The 13,720-nt window shown below is 50.8% G+C and carries 13 protein-coding genes; 4 read left to right on the top strand and 9 right to left on the bottom strand.

The genetic code is table 11. The features are described from left to right. The first annotated feature begins 244 nt into the window (after nucleotides 1–244). Nucleotides 245–1,522 (top strand): branched-chain amino acid transport system II carrier protein, encoded by a 1,278-nt coding sequence (brnQ, locus tag ACM3N8_RS14970; RefSeq protein WP_052449149.1) that lies wholly within the window; start codon nucleotides 245–247, stop codon nucleotides 1,520–1,522. 71 nt (nucleotides 1,523–1,593) lie between these two features. On the opposite strand, the gene ACM3N8_RS14965 is transcribed toward brnQ, so the two are convergent. The 9 genes from ACM3N8_RS14965 to mobI all read right to left on the bottom strand — a co-directional run bounded on the left by ACM3N8_RS14965 (nucleotide 1,594) and on the right by mobI (nucleotide 8,614). Then, entirely contained in the window at nucleotides 1,594–1,824 is a 231-nt protein-coding gene (locus ACM3N8_RS14965; RefSeq protein ID WP_043554511.1) for a hypothetical protein, read from the bottom strand. A 4-nt stretch (nucleotides 1,825–1,828) separates the two neighbouring features. Further along, complete coding sequence (locus ACM3N8_RS14960) at nucleotides 1,829–2,290, bottom strand: chemotaxis protein CheX (RefSeq protein WP_016351979.1); 462 nt, start codon at nucleotides 2,288–2,290, stop codon at nucleotides 1,829–1,831. After that, on the bottom strand, nucleotides 2,280–2,738 hold the full coding sequence (zur, locus tag ACM3N8_RS14955) for a zinc uptake transcriptional repressor Zur (RefSeq protein WP_080741192.1): 459 nt from the start codon (nucleotides 2,736–2,738) through the stop codon (nucleotides 2,280–2,282). The genes ACM3N8_RS14960 and zur overlap by 11 nt, the downstream gene beginning before the upstream one ends. Before the next feature lie 583 nt (nucleotides 2,739–3,321). Further along, complete coding sequence (locus tag ACM3N8_RS14950; RefSeq protein WP_416016306.1) at nucleotides 3,322–3,570, bottom strand: pyocin activator PrtN family protein; 249 nt, start codon at nucleotides 3,568–3,570, stop codon at nucleotides 3,322–3,324. Nucleotides 3,571–3,635: 65 nt separating this feature from the next. Then, nucleotides 3,636–5,318 carry a DUF927 domain-containing protein gene (locus tag ACM3N8_RS14945; protein WP_416016272.1) on the bottom strand — a complete coding sequence of 561 codons (1,683 nt, stop codon included), beginning with the start codon at nucleotides 5,316–5,318 and terminating at the stop codon, nucleotides 3,636–3,638. Nucleotides 5,319–5,330: 12 nt separating this feature from the next. Then, nucleotides 5,331–5,519, bottom strand: a complete 189-nt coding sequence (locus ACM3N8_RS14940; protein WP_416016271.1) for a helix-turn-helix transcriptional regulator — start codon at nucleotides 5,517–5,519, stop codon at nucleotides 5,331–5,333. A gap of 380 nt (nucleotides 5,520–5,899) precedes the next feature. After that, nucleotides 5,900–6,247 carry a hypothetical protein gene (locus ACM3N8_RS14935; protein ID WP_416016270.1) on the bottom strand — a complete coding sequence of 116 codons (348 nt, stop codon included), beginning with the start codon at nucleotides 6,245–6,247 and terminating at the stop codon, nucleotides 5,900–5,902. Between the two features lie 272 nt (nucleotides 6,248–6,519). Further along, complete coding sequence (locus ACM3N8_RS14930; protein ID WP_416016269.1) at nucleotides 6,520–7,377, bottom strand: hypothetical protein; 858 nt, start codon at nucleotides 7,375–7,377, stop codon at nucleotides 6,520–6,522. Nucleotides 7,378–8,038: 661 nt separating this feature from the next. Beyond that, the gene (gene mobI, locus ACM3N8_RS14925; protein WP_416016268.1) at nucleotides 8,039–8,614 is read right to left on the bottom strand and encodes a conjugative transfer protein MobI(A/C); all 576 of its coding nucleotides are present in this window, start codon (nucleotides 8,612–8,614) and stop codon (nucleotides 8,039–8,041) included. Nucleotides 8,615–9,836: 1,222 nt separating this feature from the next. On the opposite strand from mobI, the gene ACM3N8_RS14920 reads away from it, so the two are divergent. The 3 genes from ACM3N8_RS14920 (at nucleotide 9,837) to ACM3N8_RS14910 (ending at nucleotide 13,679) form a co-directional block, all read left to right on the top strand. Next, nucleotides 9,837–10,367: a fimbrial protein gene (locus ACM3N8_RS14920; RefSeq protein WP_416016267.1), complete on the top strand. Its 531-nt coding sequence runs from the start codon at nucleotides 9,837–9,839 to the stop codon at nucleotides 10,365–10,367. 105 nt (nucleotides 10,368–10,472) lie between these two features. After that, nucleotides 10,473–12,902 carry a fimbria/pilus outer membrane usher protein gene (locus ACM3N8_RS14915; RefSeq protein WP_416016266.1) on the top strand — a complete coding sequence of 810 codons (2,430 nt, stop codon included), beginning with the start codon at nucleotides 10,473–10,475 and terminating at the stop codon, nucleotides 12,900–12,902. A 51-nt stretch (nucleotides 12,903–12,953) separates the two neighbouring features. Continuing rightward, complete coding sequence (locus ACM3N8_RS14910; RefSeq protein ID WP_416016265.1) at nucleotides 12,954–13,679, top strand: fimbria/pilus periplasmic chaperone; 726 nt, start codon at nucleotides 12,954–12,956, stop codon at nucleotides 13,677–13,679. The last annotated feature ends 41 nt before the right edge of the window (nucleotides 13,680–13,720 follow it).

Genomic DNA, 13,720 nt, shown 5'->3' with positions numbered 1-13,720 from the left:
GGTGATTTATTCTGGCCAATTAAATTGTTTCAAAATATTAATGTGTGATTGAGATCAAATTTCTCTTCTTTATGCTCAGAAGAGTGCTCCTTCGCCGATGTGCTCATCGTGGAGGAGAGGGAAGCATTGTTATCCGGTTATCTGCCAGGCAGTGGGTGCAATCAACAAGAACAAGCTGATAAGGCAGATGAGGTCAGGTTTGACGAAATCACTTAAGTTGTCCGACGTATTTGGACTGGGTTTTATGACGTTTGCCTTCTATCTGGGGGCAGGCAACATCATTTTTCCGCCGCTCGCCGGCTTTATGGCCGGTGAACATTTGATGCCAGCCATGGTCGGCTTTCTGCTGACGGCTGTGGGTCTCCCTCTGCTGACGCTGGTCGCCGTTGCCAGAGGCAGCGCTGGACAAGGCAGCAGCGGCTGGACGGCGATGACCCGCTATCTGCCGACCTGGGCGGCCACGGCGCTGGCCATCGCCATCTACATCATCATGGGGCCGGCCTTTGCCACCCCCCGCACCGGGCTGGTGGCTTATGAAATGGGGCTCAAACCCTGGCTAGGCGAAGCCGGCCAACACGGACTGCTGCTCTACAGCCTGCTCTTCTTCGCGCTGGTGATCATGGTATCGCTGGATCGGGGCAGGCTGCTCGATGCGGTGGGCAAGTACATGACACCTGTCTTGATGGTGATGTTGCTGATCCTGGCGGTCGGGGTCTTGGTTGACCCGCAAGGCACCCTGCCAGAGGCCAGCGGCGACTACACGGATACGCCGTTCATCAAGGGGATGCTGGAGGGGTACAACACCATGGATACTCTCGGCTCGCTGATGTTCGGTGCTCTCATCATCGGTCTGCTGCAACGCAGGGGTATCGAGGACTACCCAAGCCAGTTCAAGTACCTGACCATCGCCGGCCTCATCTCAGCAGTTGGCCTCTCGGCGGTCTACATCTCCCTGTTCTATCTGGGCAACAGCGCGGCGGGCGTGGTCACCAACGTCGACAATGGCGGCGCCATCGTCAACGCCTATGTACTGAGCCTGTTCGGCCACTACGGCCAGTTGATCCTGGCCGCCATCATCACCCTGGCCTGCTTCACCAGCGCAGTCGGCCTGCTCTGCGCCAGCGCCGACTACTTCCACGGTCTGGCCGGCTGGACATACCGCAAGTGGGTACTGCTGATGGGATGTGTCTCCATCCTGGTGGCCAACGTCGGGCTGAGTCAGCTCATCAGCCTCTCCATCCCGGTGCTGGTCGCCATCTACCCGGTCGCCATCGCACTGGTGCTGGTGACCTTTGTACAGGGTTATTTTGGCCGGCCACGACTGGCGTTTCGCGCCGTGCTGCTGGTGGCGTTTCTGTTCGGCTGTCTGGACGGGCTGGGAGCCGCCGGCATGCAGATGGATGCCTTCGCCTTCCTGCCGCTGTTTGACAAGGGCCTCGCCTGGTTGCTGCCGACTCTGCTGGCCTGTAGCCTTGGCATGGTGACGCGTTCCAGCGAGAAGCTGGCTGCCGAAACCGCCTGATCACTCTCAAACCAATAAAAAAGAGGCCAGCATATGCTGGCCTCTTTCATTTTCTGATTTTGTCGTCGACTTCACAGCAGAGGCTCTACCGGTTTGGGCCTGCCTTCCAGGCCATACCAGTGGGTCTCGACCCGACCGGCATGCCACTGGAAGGTGCCCCAGGGCCTGTCTGCCTGCCAGCGTGGAAAACTCACCACCACCTTGTTGTCGTTGTACTTGTAGAGCGAGGTGTTGATCTGGATATCAGACAGTATGAGCAGCAGAGTCCAACCGATGAAGAACCATTTCAGCGCTTTCCACATAGGGTTACTCGAAGCAGATTTCGATGGTGGCCCGGCCATAATCTGACTCGAACGGCATCATGATCTTGGTGCCATCGGCCCTGTGGGTGATGGTGTGGTTGGGGCCCGAGACTATGATGGGGGTCGCCATATCGAACTCGTAGCCTTTCTCCCCCAGCATACGCTTGGCGCCACCGGTGACCATGTTGGTGATCTCGCCCACCATGTCGGTCACTTCTTCATTGATGGTGGCGGGGGCCTCCCCCAGCATGCGACGCATGATCTCGAGCGCCAACCCCTTCTCGAAGCTGATGGAAAGCGAGCCACGGGTCTGCGGGCCCACCATGCCGATGAGGCCTGAGACATCCCCTCGCGCCAGCTCATCCATCTTGCGCTTGGGTTTACCCGGTTTAAGCTCCAACTGTGCCATGGTGGAGAGCACATTGAGCAGGGAAAGCAGGAACGGGTTTACAAAATCAGCCTTCATGTTGATTTCCTACGGTGGGCGTACAGCGAGCACATTGGCCATGTGCCTCTATTGTCTTATTGGTAATAGTAAAACCATGCTGATGGGCCTGCTCGGAAAACGCGCTGTCGATCGCCGTGTCATGGAGTTCGACCACCTCGCCACACCGATCGCAGATCAGCAGTTGCATCGGGTGGGCATGGTCAAAGTGACAACAGAATATGAAGGCGTTGAGCGACTCCACCTTGTGGGCAAAGCCCTGTTCGAGCAGAAAATCGAGTGCCCGATAGACAGTAGGCGGCTTGGCATGAGCCTCGGTTTGCTGCAGCTGGGCTAACAAATCATAGGCGCTGATGGCGTTGCCGTGAGCAGCCAGCAGAGTGAAAACCTGGCGCCGGGTAGGGGTGAAGCGGATCCCGCGTTGTTCGCAGAGTCGTTCGGCTCGTTGTAAAAGTTGGTCTTGATTCATGATCACGCAAATACCCTTTTTATTAGCCGGATACTATCACAGGGCCCCCAGTGGCGCGGCGACAAAATTCATTTTCTGGGGCTGCCTCACGTTGTGATAAAATCCGGCCCCTTTGTTTAGCCAACCCGGATGATTTTTATGCAGGCGCAGCGTTTTTCCATCGCCCCCATGCTGGATTGGTGAGATTTTTTCTCTAGCCCTTACCAGGCGTGGCCTTCAATTTCCATGGGGCAGATATGGGGCAGGTGGCTGCCAAAACGGCTTTAATCAGGGGTTTTCTCAAGCCTTTCAGCTCTTCTTGTCTACTCTGCGAATATGTCCCAACAACTTTGTTCGTTAAAGACAAAAGTCAACATCATCAACAGGTTATGTTGATGTTGGTGGCCATTTGATTATACCCACTCGAGATCTTAAGAGCGAATAGGAGGGAACATGGGTAGCAGCATCGTCATTCGGTTCTGCCTATGTGCCTTCCTTGAGCTGTTTGCTGTGCTGGCAGGAGCGTCTACCACCTGACCCAGACCACTGACAAAGACAAAAAATGAAAAAAGCCCGCGATTCGCGGGCTTGCCCTTCCAGAAGATTATCTTCGAGCCTCCATCTTCGTGATCGCCATTAACCTGCGTGTTTCTTTCTCCCTCTGCTGATCTATATAGTTGGCCAAGTCAGTCAGGTGCACTAGATAGTCGCTCTTTTGGCTGGTTCTGAACGTTGGGATGGGTAACATCCCGGCATTTGCCCGCTGTCTGGCTGTTTGATATGACAGACCAAAATAGTCACTACAAATGTCTTTAAGCGGCACGACAGGTTTCTCGTATTGCGCCAAGAGCATAAAAACGGTTTGCATGCTGTCACCTCACAACAGAGTCGGTGGAACTGGGAAAACCGGGAAATCCATTAATCCACCTCCAGCTCGGTCAGGCCTCTCTTGATACGTTCTGGCCAGATGGCAAAATAGCGGGCCGATTTTTTCTCCTGTACGACTTTGAGAGTCAATCTATCTAACTCATTGAATTGCAACCAATCTCTTTTTACTAATCGCAGCATCTGTGAGCGGTATTGAGGGCGCAAATTCAGCGCTTGTTTCAGCACGTCAGTTTTGACTAACCATTGCGACTCCCCTTGATACGTTCGACTGTAACCAACACTAGAGCTCAGTCGGCCTTCCAGGGGTCTTATATACGGACCCCAGCCCTGTATGGCTGCTTTCAGCATACAGAACAGCCGGTAATCCTCAGTGTCCAGACCATGACCGCGGTTTTTTAGCCATAGATTAAAACAGTGCTCAACAGCATTCGCAGAATGGTGATCGAGCCACGGCAGGAGATTGAACTGGTTAGCCATGACCAATGCGGCCTCAACTAGGGCAAACCGACGAATTACCCGCATCACCTGGGGGCTAATATGGTAGCCCAAGAGAGTCTCGGCATTCTCCTTCATGAGTGCACAGCGATACGAGTGGTGCTGCAAAACCTTGCGAGTGAGTTCAGCTTCATCGTAGCCAGCTAGTCGATTTATCCATGCTGAAAACAGGGAGCCATAGTAACGCTTGCAGCGTCGCTGCAATTCATCTGCCAGCAAATCTGGCCCATTGTGACCATGGAGCGTATCAAACACGCCGTGTTGACCAACAGCGGGTATTTCAACCACCCGACTCAGCTGTCCAGCCAGCGGTACTTTACCCAGTTGCGCCATATGCTCCTCCAGTGTCACCTCTCCGTTAGATAAGGCAATGGTTCGCCAAGGTTCGCCTATGGCCAGCTGGCCAGTTTCGTTGGCTCTAAGCTTGGGTCGACCGTTGCATATGGAGTAGACGGCAGCATCCACATCCTCGGCCCTTGCTTGAGATAATTCATCCAGAAAGAGGGGGACATCGTGGTGAAGTGCTGCGGCCGCAGCTAGACCATTCGCAGTACTCAACCATGTTCTCATGATCGATTCATCACCTAGCACTGACGTTGCGACCTTCAAGGCCGTAGATTTGCCTGACCCTGAATCACCATATATGTGGAAAATCGTGTTTTCGACACCTGAGCTGCTGAGCAGAGGTGCACTCAGAGCGGCTCCACAGCAAAAAATCAGCAGCGGATTACCAATGCAGACCTCGCCAATTTCTTCCTGCCACTGTTCCAGCGAGCCAGATGACCGCAGTTCCATATCCATCCCCTTGCGGAGCAGGTACAACTTTGTGCGATCTCTGTGGGCGCTCCAGCCAGGAGTGACAAAACCTTCTTGATGCCACCCGGTTCGTTCAACACAGATCGCAGGTTCCGCACGTTGGATCTCATCGAGTAGATAACGCTGGATACGTGGCCAAGCGTGAGGGTTTAGCTCCAATGGATAGCCTGAGTCGAGCAGCATTTCCCGAACCTGCCTGCTGTTATCACCCTGGAGATTCCGAATGAGGACAATATCTTGCAACTGAACACCGTCCAGGTTCTTCCACTCCAGTAAAATGCCGTAGCTGCGTCTCTGATCTGAAGAGCGGGTTCGAGCCAGCACGTTGATATAACCCCCGAGCTTGACCCAGCGTTCGGATTCCCTGCATTCCAGTGCATCCGGCAGTAATCGAAATTCCATAAGCACCTCCTGTCAAATATTCTTCAGATACAGCTGGATATCAGATAGTTTGAATCTGATTGAACGTCCGGTGGGGCCTAGCCTGATGGGGGCTGGTATGTTTCCAGATTTAACTAGACGTCGTATTGTTGATGGCGAAAGAGCCGTCAGTTCGACCACCTCAGCAACTGTTATCAATTTTTCTTGCGGTGTTTCAGCCATACATCCTCCTGATGCTTCATGTGTTGGCAGGAGCATTCTGCATGTTGTTTTCAGAAAACATCGTCGCTGGAAGTGCCTTTTTGGGGCGAATTTAAAAAACAATTTCCACTATAAAAACAGAGGGTTAAGATACAATCCCTCTTGATGCCGACTATTCCACCATTTATTGGCTATTACCGTATTATTTTTTGATTCGCTAATCTGACGGAAATTTCACATGTGAAATTTTTTGCGTCATCTTGGTCCGTAACCCAGAGTGAGTTCACAGACTGGTGTAATAGGTTAAAAAAATCCCCGGGCGATGACCGGGGACTTGTGTATAAGATATTTACATAAAGTGGTATCTAGTAGGACGGCTACTGCCTCAACTGACCGAAGCATTACCAAAAAGGTGAGCCTACGTACTCCCCGGTCTGTATGTCATAGCCATTGGAAACAAGCCGGATCGAACTTTTTTTTCTGACTACATTGCCCGTAGCCTCGTTCTTTGGTGCAGCGAGCAAGCCATAGAACATCCCTCCAATAAGAGCTCCCTGCCAAGCAAAAAAAGCCACCACCCCCCAGAAGGCAAGGCCCACCCAGTAGTTCTTGTGGAGCAGATCAAGCAAGGGTTTGAGCCAGTAAACAACAGGGATGGCTAAAACGGCATAACACCAGCCAGTGACCTCAAGCAGTGCCCAGCCAAGGACGACAACAGCCATCAAAAATATATTAATTAAATCTTTCATGGTGACCTCCTTTAATGTGTCACATTCATATTATCGTGATTTGATAAAATGCAATCTTAAGCAAGCAATTATTTAATTATTTTTGAGTTAAGGGATCGGGCAATGCTTATTAGTAAAGTCGGTAGCATTAGTACTCACAGCTGAAAATTTTCACATATGAAGTTATCTGAGCTGCATTGGTTGCTGCTTAAAGAGAGTACATATTTATTGAGCGCCACAACGTTTGCAAACGAGAAAAGCTGCACGAAGGCGGCCAGTGGTGCGATGTTTTATCAGAATGAGTAGACAAAGAGCTCTGGTTTCCCTTGTTCAAGCAGGTGGGGAAATACGATCTTGTCGCTATTATTCATTTTGACTTGTTGAGGGGCTAGGTACAGGAAGGCCCAAACTGGTAGCTTCTCACTGATCTTGCTGTATACGGCTTGTTCTGGTGCGTGGCTAGCCGCTCCATTCGTAACGTTAATAAAATTAAAATCCGTGTCATGGCCGGAAGTGAATGCATAAGCATCCCCTTGAACTCCAGTAATAAAGGCTGGTGCCTTGTCTTGATTCGGCTCTACGATTCGTACCTTAATAGAGCACATATCCGAGACCTTGTTTTTACCGTTGGTCCAGGTCGGACAATCCCATTCGTTGCTGTAAAAATGATATGTCAGGTTGCCATCTTTGTCGTACAGCAGGTCGAATTTTACACCCAGTTCGGTCAGAGATGACTCGATAGAAAGCTTCACATTCGAAATCAATTTGGTCTGAGCATCGGCTGACGATGCGGCCTCATTTACAGGCATCCAGGCTATCAAGCTATTCCGGGCGCCATGCTGCTTGGGGCCAAACGCCCAATTAGCCATGTTGACTACCCCACCTTGCCAGTTTGATAGGCCTCCCACACTGGGAGCGATATAGCCGGACATCACATAAGCTGCACCAAAGGTTTTGGTATCTGTCATGCGTTCCAACTGCTCACGTGGTACGGCAGTATCCTTAATTCCAGTAATCAAACCACCAGCCTCGGCAATATTGTAGGCGCGGCTGTGGTCTGTCTTGTACTGGTAGCTATTTGATGTCATGGCACAACCAGAGGCCAGCCCCAGCCCGGTTGCAACGATTATGGTGGTTAGTTTTTTTATCATTGAAGTGTCTCGTTTGGTTCTTCTTATAGGCTGCCATGAATCCTATAAAAAGCAACAAAATCAAGCTATCCAATTGAAATTATTGAATATATGTACATAGCGAACATTTTTACTCTTACTGGGTAGAACGCCTAAGTGGTGCGCAACATTAATGACCTGAGGTGTTGTAGCTGCCCACTGCGAGCTACATAGGTACTCTGATTTGGATGTTTTACCGGTTTTTTCGATCCGTATCTTTCACCTGTGAAATTTTAAGTTTCTCTCTGTAGAGATATGCAGCAGCTACCGCAAAGCCGAGAAGAAAAAGGAATAGAGTGACCAAAATTACGATGCTGTTCATAAAGCGTCCTCCATATGGTATGGAAAACTATGTATCACGCGGTCAGATTGATCAATAACTTGTTGATTTTTATATAACTTTGTCTTTTCGAAACAAAGTTCAATTGTAGGCTTTTACAAAAGTGCTGCTCGGTGTTGTGGGGCCTGCCAGTTGACTAGCTTTATATTAGTTTTCATATAGATAGCCCCAAGGGGGCATTCCGATACCATCGTAGCCGATAGCTCATTAATCCCTCCCTGAGGCTGTACGGGAAACTACCTACACGATGACTTGGTCAGGAACAGCGGCCGTTTTTGTAATTCGTTTGCGCTGAGAGCCGCGTCATGACAGAACGCCCATCTCATCGAGGTGCTGGATTAGTGTGCCTAGTAGACGTTGGCTGCTGCGAGAAAGCCGACGCAACTGCATCAACTGATCATTGAGTTGGCGTATCAGGGCAAAGCCTTCCTCTGTGGCCAAAATGACTGGTTTTTCCCAGTCATGTGCAGGTGTAAATGTCGCTTTGTAATACGAAAACTGACCATTGCGCGGCAGGTAATGGCTAAGAACCTTGTGCTTACCCGATCCTTTTGGCTGTTCAATGAATTGGTTGTAGTACCAGTGGCATTCCAGCTTGAATTGACGAACTCGAGCCCTGCAACCGAAATGTCCCGGATAACCGGAGGTCTGCCTGGTTCTGTGTGCTCGATTGTGTTGCCAAAAATAGTCGCACAGTCGATTCGCTAAAAACTCGTAACGTCTCTGCTCAATCTCCGCCATGTCATGGATGGCGATGAGGTACTCCCCGCACTGCTGTAGTGCCATACGGGTGGCGTTATCCCGATCTGCTTGAGTCGTCTGTTTACGACTGATTGTTCGCCATGCTTCTGCCATGCGGGAAATGTTCTGCTGTGTCATGCATCCTCCTGATCTTGGTTATGACACCACAGATGTTAAACATGAGGCTGCAAAAACCTACGCTCTGTATCTGCCCTTTTGGGGCGTTCTGAGAGATATTGCAGGTCCCAAGATGATTACTCCCGATCCAAAGACCTATCCAATTCCTTTCCAATAGCTTATCTGATGTGGGACCCATCAATAATGAGCAATCGAGATCAGCTACTTGGTACTGAGACCTTGGACCGTTCGTTCCATAAAGGATATGGGACCTGCCTGTCATGCGGCTGGGAAGATTCTGACCCTGAAGGAGTTGCTGCCCAATCGTTGCAGCTTGAATGGAACTTACTGAGAGTGCGGTGATCTGATCACCTCCATCCCCTTAAACTCTGCATCATGGGCAAGTCGCTTCACCCCATCACCAACTGGTCTCAATACAACAGGGGCATAGCAGCACCACCATTGATATAACAGGATTGCTGTTACGTATACATAATAAATAACGTTGGCGCGCCAATTATTGTCTGCATTGATAATATTCTGTCTTTCCTGGTTTTAGTGACCGTCCCGACATATATATGGATATAATTTCACCAACCCCACCTCTGCATTCTCAAAAGTTGTCACATAATCACCCTAGCTATGCAAAGAAAGACTCTCAGCGAATGATTAGCCAATTCTGGCTTAGTCGTGTTTATAAACTGTGGCATGAGATAACTGTTTTCATAAAGGTAATGCGCTTACAACATGCTTCATTTTGCAGTAACAGAAAATGCCATTCATCGTAATGACTCGAGTTGATGATGCCGTCCTAGTGATTATTGGTGTTGTTGGGGGCTGGTTGGGGGTCAGGCAACTGGACGACAGGCAATGTTATTGAACTGACTTTGTAAAAATTTACTATATAAATCCGCATAAGCATATTTATGTAGGTTTGCATGGCTCTTCGTGTACGTTGCGGGGAGGGTGGCTTATTAATTTAAATGACACGCACAAATTAAGCTATTGATTTTAAATGTAATTTATTTTTTTTTGAAGTTTTATTTTTTTTTTAATTATATCTGGATGGTCATTTTTTTATCCACATAATTGCTCCTGTCATCGGGTGGCCTTATTGCTCAAGCAGCAATACACAATACACCTAGAGATGCAGTAACAGCTATTAGTCTCACGATGAGATGAACAACATAACCCGATATTTGTTGTGTGTCGGATACCTATTTTTAATTGAGAGTTAAATTTCATGATGAAAAAAACTACCGCAGCTGCAGCCATGCTGTGCGCCCTCTGCACCAATGTAAATGCAGCTCCTGCCCAGGGTAGTGGTACAGTCAACTTTGTTGGCGAAATTATTGATGCACCTTGCAGCATCACTCCCGAGTCGGTTGACCAGACTGTACAGATGGGATCAATCTCCAATGCCACTCTGGATACCTATGGTGAAAGTGCTTCGCAGCAGTTCAATATCAAGCTAGCAGGTTGCGCTCTTGAAACAGCCAAATCTGTTGATGTGACTTTCACTGGTGCTGCTGATAACACTGCAAAGGACCAACTGCAACTGCAAGGTTCTGCCAAAGGTGCGGCCATTGAAATGATGAATGTGAATAGCGGCGAAAAAATAGTGCTAGGCAAGGCCAGCAATTTTGATGGTCTGGTAGATGGTTCCAACACTCTGAAATTAAGTGCCAAGCTGGTTAAAACTGCTGCAGACAAAGATGATATTGTCCCTGGTAATTTCACCGCAACTACCAACTTCGTACTTGCTTATAAGTAATTAGCGATTTCACGGCGCCATGGCCGCATCAAGCGGCCATTTTAGTCTTTACGAAATATTTCGAGGAAGTGAATGAGAGTTCTATCTGCAATTGGGCTGTGTTCAATGCTGCTGTTCACTTCCCTATTTGGTTCTGTCTCTGCGGTCGAATTCAATACTGATTTGATTGATTCGGTTGATAAAGACAGTATTAATTTTGAACAATTCAAAAGCGTTGGCTATATCGTGCCAGGGCAATACAAGATGCAGATGCAGGTCAATGGCCGCGCGCTGGGCGAATTCGAAGTAAGCTATCTGGCTACTGATGATGGCAACTCGGCAGTCTGCTTTTCTCAGCAACAACTGGAGGCGATTGGCCTTAAAGAAAAGCTGTTGCAAGACGTGCTGGCATCGAAGAGTGAGCAGGGGTGCTACGATCTGCTGCAACTGCTGGGGGTGACAGCACAAGGGAGTTTGACCAGTTATTCTCTGACGCTGGCTGTGCCGCAGGCCTACCTTGATTATGTCGCCGATGGCTGGGATCCCCCCTCGCGCTGGGATGAAGGGGTCAATGGTGCCATGCTCGATTATGGTATCAACCTGCAGCAGAACCATGCCGCCAAGACCAACGTCAATCTTACCAGCCTAAGTGCCTATGGGGTTGCTGGATTCAACGTCTCGGCATGGCGAGTACGTGCCGACTGGCAGGGGCAATACAGCCAGGCCGATGGCGAGCACGAAAACAGCGAGTTTAAGATCAATCGGGTTTATAGCTATCGGGCGTTGCCAGATATGACCGCGCAATTGAAGATGGGTGAGATCGACTTGGGCATGTCCGTATTCGATTCATTCCAGTTTTTAGGTGCATCCCTGACTACGGATGAGAGCATGTTGCCGCCCAATCTGCGCGGTTATGCGCCAGAGGTGGTTGGTATCGCCAAAACCAACGCCAAAGTAGTGATCTCCCAGCAGGGGCGCACTATATATGAGACCCAGGTTGCCGCAGGCCCCTTCCGCATTCAGGACTTGAATTCCTACGTATCGGGAACCCTGGATGTCCGAGTCGAAGAGCAGGATGGCACACTGCAAACCTTTCAGGTCAGCACAGCTGCAGTTCCTTACCTCTCTCGTCCCGGCTTTGTTCGCTACAAACTGGCCAGTGGCAAGGCAAGTTCGGTTCAGCGGGAACATGATGGCCCTGCCTTTGCCAGTGGCGAATTCTCATGGGGGGTGAACAACGGTTGGTCGCTGTTTGGGGGCGCGCTGTTGAGCGACAACTACCAGACCACCGCTATCGGTATGGGACGGGATCTCTACGACTTTGGCGCCATCTCGGTCGACATGACCCAGTCCTGGGCCGAGTTGCCCAGAAATGAGCGAAAATCTGGCGCCTCCTATCGGGTCAACTACTCGAAGAATTTTGAAGAGCACAGCAGCCAGGTCACCTTTGCCGGCTATCGCTTCTCCGAACGTGATTTCATGAACATGAATGACTTTATTGAAGCCAGCAAAGAGGGATCCTACTACCGAGGTGGCCAGAAGGAGCTCTATACCGTGATCCTGAGCAAACAGTTCGCCGATCCATCGGTGGGGGCATATCTCGACTACTCCCACCAGACTTATTGGAATGAGCAACCCCGTGAGCGGGTCAGTCTCTCCCTCTCCAGCAACTTTGATCTGTTGAATTTTAAGGGGATCACCAGCTCTGTTACGGCGTACAGCTCCAAGCAAAGCGATGAACGTGACAATGGCTTTTATCTGTCGTTTACCGTGCCGTTTGGTTTAGCCAAGTCGGTGGGTTACAGCGTATCGAGTAACTCGGCGAGCACCAGTCACAACGTGCATTTCAACAACCGGCTCGACGATCGCAACAACTACTCGCTGACGGCGGGCACCTCCAGCGAGGGGGGCTCAGACAGTATCAGCGGCTTTTACTCACACAGTGGCGACATTGTCGACATGAGCGTCAATGCCAGCCACCAGTCCGGCTCCTCGTCCGGCATCGGTCTCTCCCTCAATGGCGGGCTGACCGCCATTGCCGAGGGGGCTGCACTGCACCGAGGTTCGACCTACGGTGGCAGCCGAATCATGATCGACACGAAGTCCGCAGATGTCCCGATCAGCAGCTTTGGCCCTTCGACTCGCACCAACCGCTATGGCAAGGCAGTACTGGCCAATGTTTCCAGCTACTACCGTAACCAAACCAATATTGCGGTGGATGAATTGAGCGACGAAGTGGATGTGATTGGCAGCCCGGTGCGCAGTGTAACCCTGACCGAAGGTGCCATCGGTTACCAGCAGTTCGATATGTTGAGTGGGGGCAAGCGGATGTTTCAGCTCAAGCGTGCCAACGGCAAATACGTGCCGATGGCGGCCACCGTATTTAATCGCAAACAGCAGCAGCTGGGTATGGTGGCAGATGAAGGCATGGTCTATCTGGCTGGCCTCCAACAGGGGGAATCCTTGCTGGTTAACTGGGGCAGCGAGCAGTGCGAATTGGCCCTGCCGACTCCTTTGCCTGCGATGGACAACATCTCCATGCTGGCATGTCGCTAAACCATTTTTCAATAATCATCCAAGGGTAAGACAGAATATATGAACAAAAAGATGCAATTGGCCCTGTTGGCCATCTGTGGCTTGTCCACATCGGCGGTCAATGCAGCGATAACCCTGGATCGTACCCGGGTTATCTTCCCCGGTGACAGCAATGCGCTCAGCATGAAGGTAACAAACCAGAATAAAGAGCTACCGTATCTGGCTCAGGCCTGGATGGAAGATGAGAACGGCAACAAGATCAACAGCCCCTTTACCGTGCTGCCTCCCATCCAGCGGGTCGAGCCAGACAGTGCCACCATTCTGCAGGTTCGCTCCCTGCCGGTGGTCAACCTGCTGCCGCAGGATAAGGAGAGCCTGTTCTACTTCAATGTCCGGGAAATACCGCCCAAGAGTGACAAGGCAAATGTATTGCAACTGGCGCTGCAGACCAAGGTGAAGTTCTTCTACCGCCCGCAGGCGCTGGTGGTGGCCCCGGACAGCAACAAGGCCCCATGGCAAGAGCAGCTGACCCTCCATCCGGAAGGGGGCAGCTACCGGCTCGATAACCCGACGCCCTATTACGTCACCGTGGTCGAAGCCGCCACCTCGGCAAAGGGGGAGGCCCTCGCCGGTTTTGAAGGGGTGATGCTGGCGCCCAACAGCCGCAGCCAGCTTAATCTGGGTGGCAAGACGCTCGGCAGCACTCCCAGCTTTATCTATGTCGATGACTACGGTGCTCGTCGTCAGCTCAACTACCAGTGCGCGGCCAGCTGCAAGGTCCTGCCTGCCAAGTCATAGCAGATTGACAGGCCATTAACTGGCCAACATTGAGTCGGCCA

This window comes from Aeromonas sp. A04, assembly GCF_047780465.1.
Classification (GTDB): Bacteria; Pseudomonadota; Gammaproteobacteria; order Enterobacterales; family Aeromonadaceae; genus Aeromonas; species Aeromonas bestiarum.
Note: the sequence above shows the minus strand (reverse complement) of the source record. Positions and strands in the feature narration are given on the sequence as shown.

Excerpts from the sequence above, each read along its gene's own strand:
- brnQ (WP_052449149.1), top strand. The coding sequence starts at position 245 with ATGACGTTTGCCTTCTATCTGGGGGCAGGCAACATCATTTTTCCGCCG.
- ACM3N8_RS14965 (WP_043554511.1), bottom strand. The coding sequence starts at position 1,824 with ATGTGGAAAGCGCTGAAATGGTTCTTCATCGGTTGGACTCTGCTGCTC.
- ACM3N8_RS14960 (WP_016351979.1), bottom strand. The coding sequence starts at position 2,290 with ATGAAGGCTGATTTTGTAAACCCGTTCCTGCTTTCCCTGCTCAATGTG.
- zur (WP_080741192.1), bottom strand. The coding sequence starts at position 2,738 with ATGAATCAAGACCAACTTTTACAACGAGCCGAACGACTCTGCGAACAA.
- ACM3N8_RS14950 (WP_416016306.1), bottom strand. The coding sequence starts at position 3,570 with ATGCTCTTGGCGCAATACGAGAAACCTGTCGTGCCGCTTAAAGACATT.
- ACM3N8_RS14945 (WP_416016272.1), bottom strand. The coding sequence starts at position 5,318 with ATGGAATTTCGATTACTGCCGGATGCACTGGAATGCAGGGAATCCGAA.
- ACM3N8_RS14940 (WP_416016271.1), bottom strand. The coding sequence starts at position 5,519 with ATGGCTGAAACACCGCAAGAAAAATTGATAACAGTTGCTGAGGTGGTC.
- ACM3N8_RS14935 (WP_416016270.1), bottom strand. The coding sequence starts at position 6,247 with ATGAAAGATTTAATTAATATATTTTTGATGGCTGTTGTCGTCCTTGGC.
- ACM3N8_RS14930 (WP_416016269.1), bottom strand. The coding sequence starts at position 7,377 with ATGATAAAAAAACTAACCACCATAATCGTTGCAACCGGGCTGGGGCTG.
- mobI (WP_416016268.1), bottom strand. The coding sequence starts at position 8,614 with ATGACACAGCAGAACATTTCCCGCATGGCAGAAGCATGGCGAACAATC.
- ACM3N8_RS14920 (WP_416016267.1), top strand. The coding sequence starts at position 9,837 with ATGATGAAAAAAACTACCGCAGCTGCAGCCATGCTGTGCGCCCTCTGC.
- ACM3N8_RS14915 (WP_416016266.1), top strand. The coding sequence starts at position 10,473 with ATGCTGCTGTTCACTTCCCTATTTGGTTCTGTCTCTGCGGTCGAATTC.
- ACM3N8_RS14910 (WP_416016265.1), top strand. The coding sequence starts at position 12,954 with ATGCAATTGGCCCTGTTGGCCATCTGTGGCTTGTCCACATCGGCGGTC.